Source organism: Tessaracoccus caeni (assembly GCF_029211185.1).
Taxonomy (GTDB): Bacteria; Actinomycetota; Actinomycetes; order Propionibacteriales; family Propionibacteriaceae; genus Arachnia; species Arachnia caeni.
The window spans coordinates 32145-49910 of sequence record NZ_JARGDO010000022.1 but is presented as its reverse complement, the minus strand read 5'-3'; the positions used below and the strand labels follow the sequence as shown (position 1 = coordinate 49910).

At 66.5% G+C, this 17766-nt stretch carries 12 protein-coding genes; 5 read left to right on the top strand and 7 right to left on the bottom strand.

The window, feature by feature from the left end:
* Window positions 1-73: 73 nt before the first annotated feature.
* The 3 genes from P0D62_RS16470 to P0D62_RS16460 are packed head-to-tail and all read left to right on the top strand — an operon-like array spanning window position 74 to window position 3830.
* Window positions 74-2044 (top strand): CDP-glycerol glycerophosphotransferase family protein, encoded by a 1971-nt coding sequence (locus tag P0D62_RS16470; protein WP_275703636.1) that lies wholly within the window; start codon window positions 74-76, stop codon window positions 2042-2044.
* Entirely contained in the window at window positions 2041-2769 is a 729-nt protein-coding gene (locus tag P0D62_RS16465; RefSeq protein ID WP_275703635.1) for an IspD/TarI family cytidylyltransferase, read from the top strand. The genes P0D62_RS16470 and P0D62_RS16465 overlap by 4 nt, the downstream gene beginning before the upstream one ends.
* A complete protein-coding gene (locus P0D62_RS16460) occupies window positions 2769-3830 on the top strand; it encodes an NAD-dependent epimerase/dehydratase family protein (RefSeq protein ID WP_275703634.1) in 1062 nt (353 codons plus the stop codon). Before P0D62_RS16465 ends, P0D62_RS16460 begins: the two co-directional genes overlap by 1 nt.
* A 14-nt stretch (window positions 3831-3844) precedes the next feature.
* Here the strand turns inward: P0D62_RS16460 and P0D62_RS16455 are convergent, their stop codons facing one another.
* The gene (locus tag P0D62_RS16455) at window positions 3845-5986 is read right to left on the bottom strand and encodes an acyltransferase family protein (RefSeq protein WP_275703633.1); all 2142 of its coding nucleotides are present in this window, start codon (window positions 5984-5986) and stop codon (window positions 3845-3847) included.
* 112 nt (window positions 5987-6098) lie between these two features.
* Here P0D62_RS16455 and P0D62_RS16450 point away from each other — a divergent pair, with 112 nt between their 5' ends.
* Window positions 6099-9365 carry a glycosyltransferase gene (locus P0D62_RS16450; protein ID WP_275703632.1) on the top strand — a complete coding sequence of 1089 codons (3267 nt, stop codon included), beginning with the start codon at window positions 6099-6101 and terminating at the stop codon, window positions 9363-9365.
* 86 nt (window positions 9366-9451) lie between these two features.
* Here the strand turns inward: P0D62_RS16450 and P0D62_RS16445 are convergent, their stop codons facing one another.
* The 6 genes from P0D62_RS16445 to P0D62_RS16420 all read right to left on the bottom strand — a co-directional run bounded on the left by P0D62_RS16445 (window position 9452) and on the right by P0D62_RS16420 (window position 16196).
* Window positions 9452-10837: a L,D-transpeptidase gene (locus P0D62_RS16445; protein WP_275703631.1), complete on the bottom strand. Its 1386-nt coding sequence runs from the start codon at window positions 10835-10837 to the stop codon at window positions 9452-9454.
* Between the two features lie 189 nt (window positions 10838-11026).
* Window positions 11027-12769: a polysaccharide pyruvyl transferase family protein gene (locus P0D62_RS16440; protein ID WP_275703630.1), complete on the bottom strand. Its 1743-nt coding sequence runs from the start codon at window positions 12767-12769 to the stop codon at window positions 11027-11029.
* A gap of 116 nt (window positions 12770-12885) precedes the next feature.
* On the bottom strand, window positions 12886-13779 hold the full coding sequence (locus P0D62_RS16435; protein ID WP_275703629.1) for a glycosyltransferase family 2 protein: 894 nt from the start codon (window positions 13777-13779) through the stop codon (window positions 12886-12888).
* Complete coding sequence (locus P0D62_RS16430) at window positions 13776-14603, bottom strand: CDP-alcohol phosphatidyltransferase family protein (protein WP_275703628.1); 828 nt, start codon at window positions 14601-14603, stop codon at window positions 13776-13778. The genes P0D62_RS16435 and P0D62_RS16430 overlap by 4 nt, the downstream gene beginning before the upstream one ends.
* Window positions 14600-15364: an ABC transporter ATP-binding protein gene (locus P0D62_RS16425; RefSeq protein ID WP_275703627.1), complete on the bottom strand. Its 765-nt coding sequence runs from the start codon at window positions 15362-15364 to the stop codon at window positions 14600-14602. The genes P0D62_RS16430 and P0D62_RS16425 overlap by 4 nt, the downstream gene beginning before the upstream one ends.
* Window positions 15351-16196 carry an ABC transporter permease gene (locus P0D62_RS16420; RefSeq protein ID WP_275703626.1) on the bottom strand — a complete coding sequence of 282 codons (846 nt, stop codon included), beginning with the start codon at window positions 16194-16196 and terminating at the stop codon, window positions 15351-15353. The genes P0D62_RS16425 and P0D62_RS16420 overlap by 14 nt, the downstream gene beginning before the upstream one ends.
* Before the next feature lie 146 nt (window positions 16197-16342).
* On the opposite strand from P0D62_RS16420, the gene argG reads away from it, so the two are divergent.
* Window positions 16343-17764 (top strand): argininosuccinate synthase, encoded by a 1422-nt coding sequence (gene argG / locus P0D62_RS16415; protein ID WP_275703625.1) that lies wholly within the window; start codon window positions 16343-16345, stop codon window positions 17762-17764.
* Window positions 17765-17766: the final 2 nt, after the last annotated feature.

The following is a 17766-nucleotide window of genomic DNA, read 5'->3' as shown; positions in this document are numbered from 1 at the left end:
GTTCTCCTCGCTCCCGGTATCCTAGGCCCGGTCAACAAGAGGTGCCTTCGCGAGGCCCATGGAGAGGAAGCTCATGCCCACTCAGTTCGTCGTCACGTCCATCGCGTGGGAGCGGGTCAACCTCACCGTCGATCTCCTCGCAACGTGGACCCCCTCCGGCAGCGACGACCCTGCGGAGCGTCAGCCGATCGCCCCTCGTCCCGGCCGCCTCACGCTGGCCGGTGTTCCCCAGCAGCCACTCGCATCCGCTCCTGCGGGCGGCGGCGCTGAGTCCGAGGACGGTGACGCGGAAGAGGAGTCTGCCGAAGGGGTCGATGTCGCCGCGGCGGGCGCCCCCGGCCAGGACGACCCGGGAGAGCCGGACACGGACACCCTGCCCAGCCTCGGCGCCTTGTTCATCCGCGACGTCAGCGCCGGGCACGACGTCGAATGGACCTACGAGGGCGACGGGCGCTACCGCGTCTACGTCAACATCTCCACGTTCGCCAAGCGCAAGTTCCTCCCCAACGGCACCTGGAAGTTCTACGCCTGGCTCGACGACGGCACCGAAGCCGGCGTCGTTGTGGGCGCGCAATGGGACCTCGACGATCTGGAGGCGCTGGAAGACCACTCTCGCGTCTTCCTCTACAACGGCAACAAGAGCGTCTATACCGTCTCGTTCGGTCTCACCGAGAGCGACACCAATCCGCTGCTCGCCCTGCGCGCCTACAGCTTCTCGCGCGGCGGGAAGAAGAAGCCCGCCATGTTGCAGCATCCGATCAAGCGTGGCCGCCAAGCCATCAAGGCCCTGACCTCCATCGGTCGCAAGCAGAAGCTCGCCCGGGAGATCTACGAGCGCAGCGTGCAGGCAGACCGCGCGGCACGGGCGCTTCGCGCACGGACCGGGGGGACGCACAAGCCCCGCATCCTCTTCGCCTCCGAGATGCGCGCCCAGATCGAGGGCAACCTACTGGCCGTCCGCGATCGCATGATCGAGCGCGGCCTCGACAAGCAGTTCGACATGCAGTTCTCCTTCCGCACCGCAGGCACCGCCACCACCATGGGCTTCGTGCGGCTCCTGCAGGAGATGGGGCGCGCCGACATCATCCTGCTCGACGACTACTTCCCCCCGCTCGGATGGCTCAGCCTCAATCCGGACACCAAGATCATCCAGCTCTGGCACGCCGGCAGCGGCTTCAAGAGCGTCGGCTACAGCCGATTCGGCAAGTTCGGCTCCCCCGGCCTGGCCAACGCCCACCGCAAGTACACCTACACGATCACGGGATCCCACCACCTCAAGCACGTGTACTCCGAGGCCTTCGGCATCGAGGAAGAGGCGGTCATCCCGACGGGGCTTCCCCGCATCGACACGTTCCTCGATCCGACGGCGCAGGAGGCCTCCCTCCGCGACGCCTACGCGGCCTTCCCCGAGTTCAAGGGCAAGCGGGTGATCATGTTCGCGCCCACCTTCCGCGGTCGCGGGGCGAGGCAGGCCACCTACCCCTACGAGAAGATCGACTTCGAGGCGCTCTACGAGCTGTGCGGCGAGGACACGGTGGTCGCCTTCCGGATGCACCACTTCATCCCCGGCAACGTGCCGATCCCGGAGCACATGCGCGACCGGTTCATCGACGTGGCCCACTACCGCAACGGCAACGACCTGCTGCTGCTCACCGATCTGCTGATCACCGACTACTCGTCGATCATCTACGAGTACTCGCTGCTCAACCGCCCCATGCTGTTCTTCGCCTACGACGAGCAGGTCTACTCGTCGGTGCGCGGCTTCCACCGCCCGTACCAGGAGACCGCCCCGGGCAAGGTGTGCCACACGTTCGACGAGCTGCTCACCGCCATCCACGACGAGGACTTCGAGACCTGGCGCACCGACCAGTTCCGTCAGGAGAACTTCGACAACGTCGACACGCACTCCTCCGACCGGGTGATCGATTGGCTGATCCTTGGCGAGCCGCCTGCTGAGGCGGTGGCACCGGAGCGCCATGGCCAGAGCGCGGTGGCCGAGTCCCCCAGCACCAACTCAGACGGAGCACAGGAGGAGAACCGATGAGCACCAACATCGCGGCCATTTTCGCCGGCGGGATCGGCTCCCGCATGAACAGCCGCGCTCTGCCCAAACAGTTCCTCGAGATCCACGGCAAGCCGATCCTGATCCACACGCTGGAGAAGTTCGAGAACCACCCCGAGATCGACGGCATCGCGCTGGCCACCCATCCCGACTGGCGGTCGCTGACCGAGAAGCTGCTGCGACGCCACGAGATCACGAAGGTGCGCTGGGTCGTCAATGGAGGTGAGACCGGGCAGGAGTCCCGGCACAAGGCGCTGCGGGCGATCGCCGCCGATGTCGAGGATCCGTCGGACACGATCGTCCTACTGCACGACGGTGTCCGCCCGCTCATCAACGACGAGCTGATCTCGGCCAACATCGAGATGGCGCGCGTCAAGGGCAACGCGATCACCTGCACCAAGTTCAACGAGACGGTCGCCGTCAGCCCCGACGACATGATCACCCAGGTGATCCCACGCGACCACATCTACGCCGCCCAGGCGCCCCAGACCTTCCACCTCGACGAGATCCTCGCGCTGTACGACCTAGCGGTCGCCGAGGGCGAGCACGACTCGATCGACTCCTGCACTCTGATGGAGACGCACGGCCGTCAGCTGTTCCGCGTCGAGGGCCCTCGATCGAACATCAAGATCACCACCGCGGAGGACTTCTACGTATGCCGCACCTACTTCGACGTGCTGGAGACCCAGCAGATCGTGGGGATGTGATGACGCTGTCCCCCGTGATCGCCCAGGACGTCGCCGAGATCATCGACCGCCCCCTCCCGTGGGAGCGGTTGAACGGCACGACGGTGCTGGTCACCGGCGCCAACGGCATGCTGCCCTCGTACGCCGTGCACACGCTGCTCGGCCTGAACGACGCCCGCGACGCCAGCATCACGGTGGTCGGCCTGGTGCGCAACGAGAACAAGGCCCGCCGCATCCTCGGCCCGGTGCTGGATCGTCCCGACTTCCGGCTGCTGGCCACCGACGTGACGCAGCTGCACGAGTTCGACGGCCCGCTGGACCTGGTCATCCACGGCGCCAGCGCCGCCCGGCCGGCGCTGCACGCCTCCGATCCGGTGGCCACCATCAAGGCCAATCTGCTCGGCAGCTTCAACCTGCTCGACCTATGCGTCGCCAAGGGCGCGGGCCGCTTCGTGCTGATGAGTTCCTCCGAGGTCTACGGCGCGCAGCCCGAGGACGTCCGGCTCATCCCCGAGAGCTCCTATGGCGGCTTCGACTTCCTCAATCCGCGTGCCAGCTATTCGGAGGGCAAGCGCGCCGCCGAGACCATCGCCAGCGTCTACGCAGCCCAGCACGACCTGGACGCCAGGATCGTGCGCTTCGGCCACATCTACGGCCCCGGCATGGCGCTCGACGACGGCCGGGTGCAGGCCGACTTCGCGGCCAACGTGGTGCGCGGCGAGAACATCGTGCTCAACAGCGACGGCGCGGCGATGCGCACCTACACCTATGTCGGCGACGCCGTCGCCGGCATGTTCTACGCGCTGCTGGCCGGCACCGACCGGGCGTACAACGTCGCCGACCCAGGTGGCATGGTCAGCATCCGGGATCTCGCGCTGAAGTTCGCGCAGGCCCGCCCGGAGAAGCAGCTGGAGCGGATCTTCGCCAACCCCGATCACGCCGACGACCGCGCGTACAACCAATCGAAGTACCTGGGCCTGGACAGTTCAGCCGTCGAGGCCCTTGGCTGGAGCGCCCAGGTCGACCTGGAGCACGGCATCGACCGGATGCTGCGCAGCTACGAGGAGACTCCCGCGGGCTAGATCCCGCGGAGCCGTCAGGCGAGCGCCCGCTCCACTTCCTCCTCCAGCCGCGGGATCATCGTCACCGCGAAGGTGTCCGTCAGGTGGTGGTGGTCGCTGTAGACGATCACGTTGCCGATCACGGGCTTGCACCGGGACTCGGAGCAGAAGACGTCCGTGAAGTCGGCGACCGTCACCTGCGGGGCCAGCTCCACCGCGTCGGAGAGGACGTCCTCCCCCAGCAGCCCATCGTCAGGTGAGACCCCGCACCGAGTGGGCGTCTCATAGTGTTCGGCGAGGCAGTCCGGGATCATCCGGCCCATGCGGGGGCTGTCGCGCAGCACCAGCACCTGAATGCCTGCGTCCTCCAGCACATTCCAGTACTGCGCAAACCCGTCCGCGCCGGGTGCGCTCGCCGAGCCGTCGTCGACGAACTCGCCGGCCGCCGACCACGTGGTGATCACCAGGTCTGGCGGATCGGCGAGGATCCGTTCCATCACGTCGGCATTGGGCTCGGTGCAGACCGACTTCTTCTCCGCCTCGGTCTCGCGCGGATCCGGGTTGAACGGGCAGGTGTTGCGCAGGTAGGTGCGCAGGAACCATCCTTCGTCCTCGGCCATCTCGGCCAGGGCTGTGGAGTACATGCGCGCGTGCGAGTCGCCGACCAGGACCACCGAGAGCTCGGCCTCAGGGTCTCCAACCGTGCAGCTGAGCGTCGCCTTCTTGGACCGGCGGTCGGAGACGCATTTCTCGTCGCTGAACGCGATGTTGCGATCCTGCGACGCATCCGCCGGGCTCGGCGTCATCATCGCGTCTTCGGTCGTGAAGGTGGGAACCTCGCCACCTTCCACCGCGGCCGCGCCGATCGCCGGCAGCTCCCGCGACTCGGCTGCGAGGTCGGTCCAGTCGTCGGCCACCCGAGCCGTCATCAGCGGATAGGCGAAGGTCAGCGCCGCCACCACGAGCATCGACGCGAGCCCTGCCAGCAGCGAGTTCCGCGTCGACTCGGCGAAGAAGCGCGCGCGTCGCACGGGCTGCTCGATGAACTGGTAGCTGTAGTGCGCCAGCACCACCGACGTCACCGTCATCCCGATCAAGTCGAGGTAGTCGAGGTCGCGCTCGGCGACCATCGTCCAGAGCACGATCACCGGGAAGTGCCACAGGTAGAGCGAGTACGAGCGGTCGCCGACCCACTGGGACAGGCGCCATCGCGCCGCGAGCGCCCACGGGTCGTAGCGCGACGGCGACCACGTCGCCTCATCCCGTCCGGGGGTTCCCGCCATGATGACCGCGACCGTCCCGAGGATCACAGGAACGGCGGCCAGCCCGGGGAAGGGGGTCTGATTGGTGAGCAGGAACGCGGAGACGAGGATCGCCGCAAGCCCGGCGTAGGCCAGCAGGTAGCGGACGCCGCGGGCCAGATGAGCGAAGCGCAGCGTCGCGAGCAGGCCGCCGGCAGCGAGTTCCCAGATCCTGGTGGTGGTGATGAAGTAGGCATCCGCCCGGCCGTCGGCGACCGCGTACACCGAATAGACCAGGGAGACCAGGACGACGGTGCCGAAGGCAGCGAAGAGGGCCCCGCGGAGTCGAGCCCCACCGTCATCGGGTCTCTTGGCGCCCGCTCGACGCACCACGATCCAGTAGACGGCGAACACCAGGAGCGGCCAGAAGAGATAGAACTGCTCCTCGACCGAGAGCGACCAGAAGTGCTGGAACGCCGTCGCCTCGTTCTCCGCTGCGGAATAGTCGACGGCGTCCCCGGCCAGCACCCAGTTCACCACGTAGAAGATCGATCCCAGCGCGTGGCGCCGGAGGTCGTCGAGCAGCGTGACCGGCGCCAGCCAGGCGGTCAGCAGGATCGTCGCCGCGAGGGCGACGAGGCTCGCGGGCAGGATGCGCCGCGCCCGCGCCGCCCAGAAGGGGCCAAGGTTCACGCGGCCGGTGCGGGCGACGTCGCGGATGATGTGGCTGGTGATCAGGAAACCGGAGACGACGAAGAACACGTCGACGCCGATGTAGCCGCCCGTCACTCTGTCTGGGCGCAGGTGATAGACGAAGACGAGGAGGACGGCGATCGCTCTCAGCGCCTGGATGTCGGTACGGAAGCTCGATGGGGCCGGACGACGAGAACCTGTGTCGCTGGTATCAGGTCCGAGCGTTGCGGAGGCGGCGGGCACGGCAACAACTTTAGCGCGCCGCAGAGACTGCTTCGCAGACGTCGCTTCGGGGATAGCGACTCAGCCACGTCGGCAGGGCAGGGGATGGGTGCCGCGGCAGTAAAATCGCTGCGTGAAGGTAACCGTTATCGTCCCCACGTTCTGTACGCCGCAGTTCGCCCTGGAGCGCCTGATGGCTTCGCTGGACCGCCAGACGATGCCGCAGGACGAGTTCGAGATCCTCTTCGTCGACGACGGGTCGCCTGACGACACCGTGGCGCGGATCGAGAAGCTGGCTGAGACCCGCCCCTCCATCCGCGTGCTCCGACTGGCGAACTCCGGCTGGCCGTCGAAGCCCCGCAATGCCGGCATGGACGAGGCATGCGGGGAATACGTGGCCTTCATGGACCACGACGACGAGCTGTACCCGGACGCGCTGCGGGCCGCCTACGACTACGCCGTCGCGAACAACGCGGATGTGGTGAACGGGAAAGAGGCCTACACGCGCCGCCCCAGCTGGGCTCTCAGCACCTACATCGAGGATCAGGCTCAGTCGGTCGGCAGGACCGACACCCACCCCCTGCTTCCCATGAATCCCCACAAGCTCTACCGCCTCGCATTCCTCAAACAGCACGACATCCGGTTCCCCGAGGGTCGAAGGGTGCTGTGGGAGGACCAGTTCTTCAACATCCGAGCGGCGCGGCACGCGAAGGTGATCTCGACGCTGTCGAGCGTCCCTTACTACCACTGGGTGGAGTCGAAGGGTGGCGGGTCGGACACGTCGTTCGCAAAGTGGTCCGATGACTACTGGAGCTGGTACCGCCGGATCTGGGAGGAGATCGTCACCCAGCTGCCCGGCGACGAACACGCCCTGCAACGCGAGCAGCTGATGCACACCCAGTACACCGCGCGCGTGCTCGGCGCCTTCGACGGAGGTTATGGCCGTAGGCCCGACGAAGCCTGCGAGTTCATCTTCTCCCACGCCCGTGCGCTGCGTCAGGACTTCGATCTGGCTCGCTTCGACGCGACGCTCACGCCACCCCTGCGTGCCAGGGCCTACCTCCTGGAACACGGCGACGCCACGACGATGAAGTTGCTGTGCTCCGAGGACACCCCGCTCCGGGGCACCGCGCATGCCACCTCGATCCGCTGGACCGATGGCGTCCTGAAGGTCTCGGCTGACATCAGCTGGCTCGACCGCGACCGCGAGCCCCTGGTGCTGGACACGGAGGACGGCCGGATCGTGCGGCGCTTCTCCGATGATCTGTTGGCCGCTCTCCCGCTGGAGGTACGCGACTGGACGACGTACCTCGAGGGTGCATCCATGAACCTCGTCGTCCGGCACCGCGTCAGCCGCATCTCGTGGGCCATCCCCGTCGAGAGCAGCATCGAGCGGCATCAGGACGACGACGGTCGCGTCACCCTCACCGGCTCGGTTTCCGGTTCCATCGACCCGGCCACCGCCGCGATGGGCAATTCCCTGACGTCCGGCTACTGGGATCTCATCGTCGGATCGACCCTCGCACGCCCCGTGACCGTCGACTCGGAGCTCCCCGCGTCGACGCTGCTGACCGGCGGCAGACTGCACCTTGTGTACCCGAACGACGGCGGTGGCGCGACCATCTTCGTCGACGGCGAACAAGAGGCCGTCCGCCGGCTGGCCCCGACGGCGGCCCAGCTCGGTGACGGGGGTGAGTTGGAGGTTCTGCTGGCTGGGTCGCACGACGGCGGTGGCGAAGTGCCGACCAGGGTCGGAATAGACCGCAGCCTCACGGGCACGCCAGTCTTCGCCGATCACCCGGCGACCCTCGTCATCTCGGATGGTCGGGCGCGCCTCCGATTCACCAATCCTGGAGAAGGGTGCCGGGCGCGCATCGGTGACAAAGCCGGCGACCGCAAGCCCTGGCTGCCCCTCCTCACTGTCGGTGACGAGCTGTTCTACGGCGAGCTGCCGGTATTCCCGACGCCCCCGACCGTGGCTCCCGTAAAGGATCCTCTCCCACGGACGAAGAGCACGAAGATCCGCGTGCTGTTGCTGACCAACCGAGACTCGGACAACGTCGGTGACCAACTGATTGAAGCCTGCGCGATCTCCCTCATCGAGGGCGTGATGAAGAACCTTGGCATCGGGCCCGCGGGCTACACCATCGACAGCCGGGCTGCCGGGATCATTCCCAAGGCCTATCTCGAGAGCGGCGATCCCACGCTGCTGAAGACCGCAAGAACGCTGATCTCGCAGTCCGACATCATCGTCTTCGGCGGCGCGCCGCTGTTCAACTACACCTACCAGCGGTTCTATCTGCGCACCATCAAGACCTTGGAGATCGCCCAGGAGCACGGGGTTCCCGTGCTGTTCTCCAGCATCGGCGTCGAGCCCTACGACGAGGCCAACTCGAAGTCGCAGCAACTCAAGGCCGCCCTCGCGCAGCCAGTGGTGCGCCAGATCACGACTCGGGACGACATCTCCTCGGTCGAGAAGTACGCGGAGGGAACGGACATCGCCATCGCGCACGTATCCGACCCCGCGGTGTTCGCCGACATCGTCTTCTCCGATCTCGCGGGGCTCTCCGGCGGATCCCAGCCATCCCGGCGGCGGAAGAAGCGGGTAGGGCTGGTCGTGACCCGCACGGGGATCTTCAAGGACAACGGCATCGCCTTCACCGAAGCGGACCAGCACCGGTTCTGGGCCGACATGATCGCCGAACTCACGGCCCGTGGCTACAACTACCGTCTGTTCACCACCGGGCACTTCTCCGACGAGGCGTTCCTCGACGGCCTCGTCAAGGCCGAACGCATTCCCACCGGCAAGGCAGCCGTCACGATCAACTCACCGGAGGAGCTGCACGCCCAGCTCAGTGTCTGCGACGGCATCATCGCCTACCGGCTGCACGCCTCCATCGCCTCCTTCGCCCACGGCATCCCCTCGGTCGGCTTGTCCTGGAACTTCAAGGTGCCGTACTTCTACACCTCCGTCGGCCACGGCGACCGCGCGCTCCCCGTCGAGCGGTGGACGGCAGCAGAGGTGGTGCCGGCGCTGGAGAAGGCGATGGCCGAGGGCGTGCAGAAGGACGAGGCTTTCCTGATGACCGTCTACGAGACGCTCTTCGCCGGCATCAAGAACATCGTCGCCCCTACCAGCGACGCCACCCCGTACAGCTACGCCCAACTCCGTGCCGAGCTGCCGCGCTATGCCGGCACCACCGAAGAGGAGTACCGGGCGAAGGTCACCCGCAAACTACGTCGCGCCTACGACAACTACCGCAAACTGGAGCGGGCGGTGGATCGGGCCGACGAGCGCGCGCAGCAGGTGCCGGCCCCCGCCCGGGCCGCGGCGAGGGCGGTGCGAACCCTCATGCGGAAGCTGCCCCGAGGTTCTGCCACACAGCGCGACAAGCACTGACTCGCGACGCGGCACGTGCTCGCGGGAAAACGATCGGGCCGGTGCACATGCACCGGCCCGATCCTTTTCGGTCGTTCGAAGATCCGTCAGTAGACGATCACCTTGTCGCCGACGCGAACCTCGTCGAAGAGCTTCTTGATGCCGTTGTAGTCGCGCACGTTCACGCAGCCGTGCGAGGCACCGTAGTACCCGTTGCGGGCGAAGTCTGCGGAGTAGTGCACCGCCTGGCCACCTGAGAAGAACATCGCGAAGGGCATCGCCGAGTGGTACAGCGACGACACGTGGTCGCGCGACTTCCAGTTCACCTGATGCGCACCGTTACGGGTGGGCGTCTTGGGGCTGCCGAACCGCACGTCCAGGGTCTTCTTGACCGCGCCGTCGATCACCCAGCGGAGCTTGCGGTCCTCCTTCGAGATGCAGAGGGCACGGCCCGTCAGGCAGCGGGAGTCGAGCTTGGCCGACACCCGGGTGACCTTGAAGCTGCTCGACTTGCTGGTGTTGCTGCCGTCGTCGGCGACGATCCGCCAGGTCTTGGTGCCCGCGCTGTTCACGCCGTACGGAAGCGCCACGTCGTAAGAGGTGCCGTCGTACGAGGCCTTGATCGTCTTGGTCTCCTTGGTCTGCCACTCACCGTCGTTGTACACCTGGGCCTTCACCTTGACGGTGCCCGTGTATCCACGCACCGTGCCCGAGGCGTAGTTGTTCGAGCCGACCTGCAGCGAGCGGGTGGCCGACGCCGTCACCTTGCGGGTGGGGACGTGCTTGACGGAGATCTTCGACGACTTGGCCTCGACCTTGCCGGCGTTGGCGACAACGCGCCACTTCTTGGTGCCGGTCTTGTCGATGCCGCCCTTGTCGACGAGCTTGTAGCTGGTGCCCTTCTCGCTCGCCTTCACGGTCGTCTTCGCCTGGGTGTACCACTCACCATTGTGGTAGACCTGCAGCCTGAGCTTCGTCGAGCCGGAGAACCCGGTGAGCGTGCCGCTCGCGGTGACATCCTGGCCAACGCGTCGCAGGTCGCTGGTCTTGAAGCTGACCTTGGGTGCGGTCCGCTTGACGTAGAACTTGGCCGAGGTCGCGCTGTTCGTCTCGTCGGAGGCGACGATCCGCCACGCCGTCGCCTTGGCCTCGTTGACCTTGTCGGAGGCGCCGATCGAATAGTTGGTTCCTTCGGCGGCGGCATCGATCGTCTTGCTGGCCTGGGTGCGCCACTTTCCGTCGATGTAACGCTGCGCCTGGACCTTCACCGATCCGGCAAGCCCGGTCACCGCGCCCTTGATCGTGATGGAGCGGCCGACGTATGCCGACGTGGGCGGCGCGGACACCGTCACACCGGGGGTCGCCAGTTCTGGCGTGGACGGCTCATCGGCAGCGGCGGCGCCCGCCGCCGTCACGATCAGCGCGAGACTGATCACCGCGGTGATCATCGCTCGGAGCCACGGTCCGAGCGCCGTTGGCTTGGTCTTTAGCATGGATTTTCCCCCGTTTGTGCGGTTTGTTGATGGAAATAACACTAACACCCGGGATCTCGGAGACCGACGACGAACGATGTGCAACCAGGAGGCCTGCGGTCGCATCATCCGTCGGGTCGGTTCATACCGTGGGCGTAGCGTCGGCCGTGCACATCGCCCGAACGGTGCGCCACCTGAGCCGTGTGGCGTCTACCGCCTTCGCTTTATGACGCGCTCGGCCTTGCGCCCCGCGCGACGCGCGAGCCGCGGCACCGACCGCAGCCGGCGGACGAGACGTGCGGAGGTGCGCTCCCGCCATTTCGCGACGAAAACGACGACGCTGACCTTGTTCACCGGAAGGTGCGGGATGCTCGCTTGATCGGCAAACAGTTGTTTCCTGGGGGCCTCCGTCGAGCCCTCGGGGTTGTCGGGAGAAAGGCTTCCGTCCTCGAGGCACCAGAACCACCGGTTGTCGATTCGGAGCCGTGCGGTCCAGCCCACGAACTCGTGTCCGTCCACCTCGAAGTAGTTCGGCGCTATCTGCGAGGTTCCATCGTTGAGGTACCGGCGTCCGGGCTCGCTGTACTCGATGGCTCCGCGCGCCAGCTGGTCGACTTCCAGAGCCTCCGGAGCGTTCGCGGACAGCGACACACTCCCCCTGCTGCGTCCGCTGTGGAACCGGGCCGGATAGGCTATCTGGCGACGGTTCTGCTCGTGGGGGGACGAGTCACGCACCTCTCCGGACTCGATCCGCTTCTCCGCGTCCCTGAGCGCGCCCAGGATGAAGTCACCGGACTGGCGGCGCAGCCCGTCGAGAATCTCCTTGACCGCCGCGTAGTCGATCTGGTGCGAGAACGTGCCCACATCCGCACGCGGCGTGAACCGACGGTCATCGAGCCCGAAGGTAGCAAGGAAGTTGGGCACCTTCTGCCCGTTGCGGCTGCCGACGAAGAACGGCTTCTCGAAGAGCACCGAGAAGCAGCAGCCGTGGAAGGAATTGGTGAACACGGCCTCCGCGTGCTCGATGTAGCCCAGCCACTCCTCCATGCCGACGTCGTAGCGCGCGATGTGCTTTACCTCGGGATCGGTCACCTTGCCCTCTTTCAAGGGCCGGTCGGAGAGCTCCACGAGCGTGAGGTCGTGGAACTTGGCGTACTCGACGGCCTTGGCGATGGTGTCGGTGGAACGCTCCATCACGTAGTAGAGGAGCACATAGCGCTCCTCGCTCGGCTTCGTCGAGACCTTCTGCCAGAACTCCTTGTCCTGGAGCAGGGTTGGATCCAGGACCGTCGGCGCGGCCAACCCCGAGCGGCCCTCGATATAGGCGCTGAAGTCTCGCTCGCGCACGCTGATGGCGTCGATGTCGTCCAAGTATCCGAAGAACGCCGCTTCCTCACGTTCCGTGAAGTCGCGCGACGCGCCACGGCTCGCCGCGTAGGCGATCTTCTGCTTCCCCTCGAACGCCTTGGACCCGAGCAGGAAGCCCCGATCGAAGACGTGACGGGGCAGCGACTGCCAGATCACGTCCGTGACGCAGATGTAGCAGTCGAAGCCCGGATCCTGCACCTCAAGCAGGTCTGAGTCGTAGACCTCCTCCGTGAACACCAGGTGCTCGTCGACGAAGGCCTCGAACTTGTCGTAACGGCGCTCGCGCTCGTGATAGACGCTGCGGTACCCCTCGGACAAGGCCTCCCATTTTGAGATCTCCCGCTCGCGGGCGGCGATCTGCGCGGGCGTCGTCGCCGTGCGCTCGAGGGCCTCCTGGTGCTTCGCCTCGGCGTATTCGGCAGGATGCCTCATGTCGAAATCGCCGTGGTAGACCGGCTGGTAGTCGAGAATCGTCGACTCGTACCCATGCTGGGTCAGGTACTGCTGGAACGCGTAGATGTGGAGGTCGCATGCGAAGTTCAAGAACTTCGCGTACTTGTTGATGCCGATCAGACCGATCTTCACTCACAACCTCCACTTCTCGGCATCGTCAGCCTGGGCGCGTCCACTTCAGCTAGAGACATTCCCAGCCTAGCCTGCCGAACGGGGAGGCCCCGACACGGCATCTCGGGTCGCGGCGGTCACACCACCGGTGGGCGCCCGGCCTTGCACATCGCCCAGATGGTGCGCCACCGGAGCTTCCGGGGCCGTTGCCCCACCCAGCCCGGCAATCGCCAGCCGTCGCGCCAGCCGCTCCACCAGGTGCGCATGGCGGCCCGGTTCCGTCGACCACGAATGACCTGAACCGCGGTCCAGGAGGCGACATAGGCCCACGAGAAGGGCCAGTGCAGGCAACGACGCGCCAGCCACACCCGGTTCCGGGCATTCATGTAGTAGTACTCATCGTGCCGGGTGGGTTCCATCACCGGATGCCCGATGCGCAGGTCTCCTCGATACTCGACGCGCATGCCCTGGTCCCACACACGCCAGGCCAACTCGATCCCCTCGTGCGCGTAGAAATACTCGCCAGCCCAGCCACCCGCGGCGTCGAAGACCCGCCTCGGCAGCACGACCACCATCTCGATCACCGAGAACACCGAGCTGGTCGTCCGCGCATCGCGCTTGCGCATGCGCGGGATCCAGCGTCGCGGCTCCTGACCGCGATGATCGGGGTCGATGACCCGGGCCTGCATCATGCCGAGTCCCGGATCCTCGGCGAAGCGCCGAGTACAGGTGAGCAGGAAGTCGTCGTCCAGCAGCCACGCGTCGTCGTCGATGAAGGCGATGAACTCGCCGTCAACGAGAGGCACCCCCGCGTTGCGGCCGGCAGGAATGCCGAGGTTCTCGGGCAGATAGTGTCCACGCACGCCGTCGGGCAGCCCGGTGGGTTCCCAGCTGTTGCCCACCACGACGATGTCCAGCGCCACGCCGGTCTGCGCCAGCATCGACTCCAGCGCTCGCGTCATCTCGGCGGGCCTTCTGCCCATGGTCAGCAGCACCACTCCCCAGGTGGGCACGCCGTCGGTCGCCGTCACGCCTGCACCCTCAGCTTCGGCGACCTCCAGATCGCAAGGAAATGGCCGAGGCTGACCACCCAGATCAGCACGGCGAGCACGGTCACGTAGCCACGCCAGATCGACAGCTGGTCGGGGAACAGCAGGGCAGCCGCCCCCAGCACCAACGTCACCAGGGTCAGCTCGATGGAATGGAAGATTCGATGGAAGGGCACGAAGCGCGCGACGCGGCGCAGCTGCACCAGGGCACCCCCGCCCGTCATCCCCCGCGCCGCCGTCGTATCCGGCAGCGCGCCGAGGCCTGCGTTGGTGCGGGCGACGGTCACCATCAGGTTGAGCCCCTTGTTGAAGCTGATGCCGACCGCGAGCACACCCCCGAGGAAGGCGTAGTACCAGTCGCCCGTCGTCGCGGCGCCAGGTCCGAGGAGGGCCGCAGCCTTGACCCCGATGAAGATCCCGATGGAGGCCTCAGCGGTGAAGTGCCCGATCTGATCGAGCAGGATGCCCTTGGGGCTCATGCTCCGACGCCACCGGGCGACCTCGCCGTCGCAGCAGTCGAGGAACATCTGCAGCTGCGTGCAGAGGACGGCAGCCAGCGGCCCCCAGAAGCCGGGGAGGAGCAGCGCCGGGCCGGCAAGGATGCCGACCACGATCATCAGGCCCGTGACCCCGTTGGCGGTGATGGGGGTGCGCACCAGGAGATAGGTGAGGTTGATCGACAACCGGCGCATGTACAGCGTGCCGGTCCAGTGCTCGGCGCTGCGGGCCATCACCTCGTCCGTCTGCACCACCTGGCGCAGCTGCGCCATGGTGGGCTTCTTTGGACGCTCCTCGGGCTCCGTCACCGCTTCGATGCCTCGTAGGCCTTGACCACCTCGTCGGTGGGACCATCCATCTCCAGGACGCCCTTGTTGATCCAGATGGTGCGCTCACAGGTGTCCCGGATCGACGCCATGGAGTGCGAGACCAGGAAGATGGTTCCCGCCTCCTTCGCGATCTCGCGGATCCTGGCCTCCGAACGCCGCCGGAAGCGCTTGTCACCGACCGCGAGGGCCTCGTCGACGATGAGGATGTCATGGCTGCGCGCCGCAGCGATGGAGAACTTGAGCCTGGCCTGCATGCCGGAGGAGTAGGTGCGCATCGGCAGATCGATCGAATCGCCGAGCTCCGAGAACTCGACGATCTCGTCGCGCAGGGTGTTGACCTCGTTCCGGGAGAAGCCCATCGCCAGACCGCCCAGCACGATGTTCCGAGTGCCGGAGAGGTTGGGAAGCAGCGCGGCGCCGACGCCCAGCAGGTTGGGGCGGGAACGCGCGTAGACCGCGCCGCTCGCCGGGGGCGTCAGCCCCGTCAACGCGCGCATGAGCGTCGACTTGCCCGATCCGTTGGAGCCGATGACTCCGATGGACTCGTTCTCGTACGCCACGAAGGAGACGCCCTTCAGGGCGTGCACCTCGCGGATGCCGCGCGTCTTGCTCAACAGCCCGCTGCGCGCGCTGCCCGCCGCCTTGCCCGTCGCATAGACCCGGTAGGTGACATGAAGATCGTCGACGATCACCACCGGAACCCCGCGCTCGCCGCGGCGTGCCAACTCAATCGCGGCCATAACGCTCCTCCGCAGCCCAGAAGAAGAGGACGCCGAAGACCAGCACGCTCACGGAGATCAGGCTCAGCGTCAGCCAGTAATGCGCCGGATAGGCCGCTTGTCCGAGCAGATGATGACGAGCGATCTGCAGCACCTGATAGAGCGGATGGAAGTCATAGGCCTCGACCGCCCACGGGAAGGCCTCCAAGACCCGGTCGACCGCGAACAGCACGCCGGAGGTGTAGAACAGCAGCCGGCTGATGAAGGGCAGGAGCTGGCTGAGGTCTGAGACGTGAACCGTCAGCCGAGCGGTGATCAGGGCGATACCCGTATTGAGCAGGGTGAACAGCAGGACCAGGGGGATCATGTAGAGCCATCCCCAGGACGGATAGTGCCCGAATGCCAGGAGCAGCGGAACCAGCACCACCAAGGTGATGACGAACTCCAGGAACTGCTCCACGACGACGGCCAGCGGCAGCGTCATCCGGGGGAAAGCCAGCGACTGCACGAGATTGCGGTTCTTGGTGATCGACTTCGAGCCGTCGTTGAAGCACCCCGTGAAGAACTCGAAGAGGAAGACCCCCACCACCACATAGGCCGCGTAGCCCTCGGGCCGGGCGTTGCCTTGCAGCAGGCCGAAGATCGCCCCGTAGATCAGCGCATTCAACAACGGCCGCAGCACGATCCAGGCCAGACCCAAGCGGTTCGTCTCCAGGCCTGCCCGCATCCGGTAGCGCGCCATCGTCGCGATGAAGTCGCGACGCGACCACACGTCGCGCAGATAACGGCCGAGCGGCTGGCGCGCACCCACACGGTGCAGCCCCGCCTCGCGGGCTTGTTCCGCCAAAGACAATTCAGGCCTTCCTGATAAAGGTTCCAGAGCAGTGTACCCACGCATGGGCACCTGGAGGGGCGTCTACGAAGCGTGCCCGCACGGGTGGCGTCTCTTCCCCCGCCGCCGGCTCCCCTCCGAGGCGGAGCATCGTCTACAGTGGCGCCGTGGCAAAGGTACTGACTTCTCTTCCCGTCGGCGAGCGCGTCGGCATCGCTTTCTCCGGTGGACTGGACACCTCCGTCGCCGTCGCCTGGATGCGCGAGCAGGGCGCGGTGCCCTGCACCTACACCGCGCACATCGGGCAGTACGACGAGCCCGACATCGAGTCGGTGCCTGGTCGCGCCCTGGAATACGGCGCGGAGATCTCCCGCATGGTGGACTGCCGCCCGCAGCTCGTCGAGGAGGGGCTGTCGGCTCTCGCCTGCGGCGCCTTCCACATTCGCTCCGCCGGCAAGGCCTACTTCAACACCACCCCCATCGGGCGCGCGGTGACCGGCACCATGCTGGTGCGCGCCATGGCCGACGACGACGTCTCCATCTGGGGCGATGGGTCCACCTACAAGGGCAACGACATCGAGCGGTTCTACCGCTACGGCCTGATGGCCAACCCGGCGCTTCGCATCTACAAGCCGTGGCTCGACGAAGACTTCGTCACCCAGCTGGGCGGCCGCGACGAGATGAGCGTCTGGCTCACCGAGCGCAACCTGCCCTACCGCGACTCCAAGGAGAAGGCCTACTCCACCGACGCCAACATCTGGGGCGCCACCCACGAGGCCAAGACCCTCGAGGCCCTGAACGTCTCGCTGGAGACCGTCGAGCCGATCATGGGCGTCAAGTACTGGGATCCGTCGGTGCAGATCGACACCGAGGACGTCACAGTCGGCTTCGAGATGGGTCGCCCCGTCTCCATCAACGGCCGCCGCTTCGACGACGCCGTCGCGCTCGTCATGGAGGCCAACGCCATCGGCGGCCGCCACGGCCTTGGCATGAGCGACCAGATCGAGAACCGGATCATCGAGGCCAAGTCGCGGGGCATCTACGAGGCCCCCGGCATGGCGCTGTTGTGGGCGGCTTACGAACGCCTGCTCTCGGGCATCCATAACGAGGACACGCTGGCCAACTACCGCTCTGAGGGCCTGCGCCTAGGCCGGCTGCTGTACGAAGGCCGCTGGCTGGATCCGCAGTCGCTCATGCTGCGCGAGTCGATTCAGCGCTGGGTGGCCTCCGCCGTCACAGGTGAGGTCGACCTGCGGCTGCGTCGCGGCGACGACTACACCATCCTTGACACCCGCGGCCCACACCTGTCCTACTCGCCCGAGAAGCTTTCGATGGAGCGCGTGGCAGACGCCGCCTTCGGTCCCACCGACCGCATCGGCCAGCTCACCATGCGCAACCTCGACATCGCCGACTCCCGCGAGAAGCTGGAGCTCTACGCCTCCCAGGGCAGCCTGTTGGCCGGTCATGCGGAACTGATCGGCAAGGTGGAGTCTGGCAAGTACTCGGCCATCGCGGAGCTGGGCGCGAAGGACACCTCCGACGTCGACGAGGCGGCCGAACGCTCGGCCTTCGACAGCGGCACCGACTGATC

Bases quoted from the DNA above. Each gene is read 5' to 3' on its own strand.
- P0D62_RS16465 (WP_275703635.1), top strand. From the start codon at position 2,041: ATGAGCACCAACATCGCGGCCATTTTCGCCGGCGGGATCGGCTCCCGC.
- P0D62_RS16460 (WP_275703634.1), top strand. From the start codon at position 2,769: ATGACGCTGTCCCCCGTGATCGCCCAGGACGTCGCCGAGATCATCGAC.
- P0D62_RS16470 (WP_275703636.1), top strand. From the start codon at position 74: ATGCCCACTCAGTTCGTCGTCACGTCCATCGCGTGGGAGCGGGTCAAC.
- P0D62_RS16425 (WP_275703627.1), bottom strand. From the start codon at position 15,364: ATGGCCGCGATTGAGTTGGCACGCCGCGGCGAGCGCGGGGTTCCGGTG.
- P0D62_RS16445 (WP_275703631.1), bottom strand. From the start codon at position 10,837: ATGCTAAAGACCAAGCCAACGGCGCTCGGACCGTGGCTCCGAGCGATG.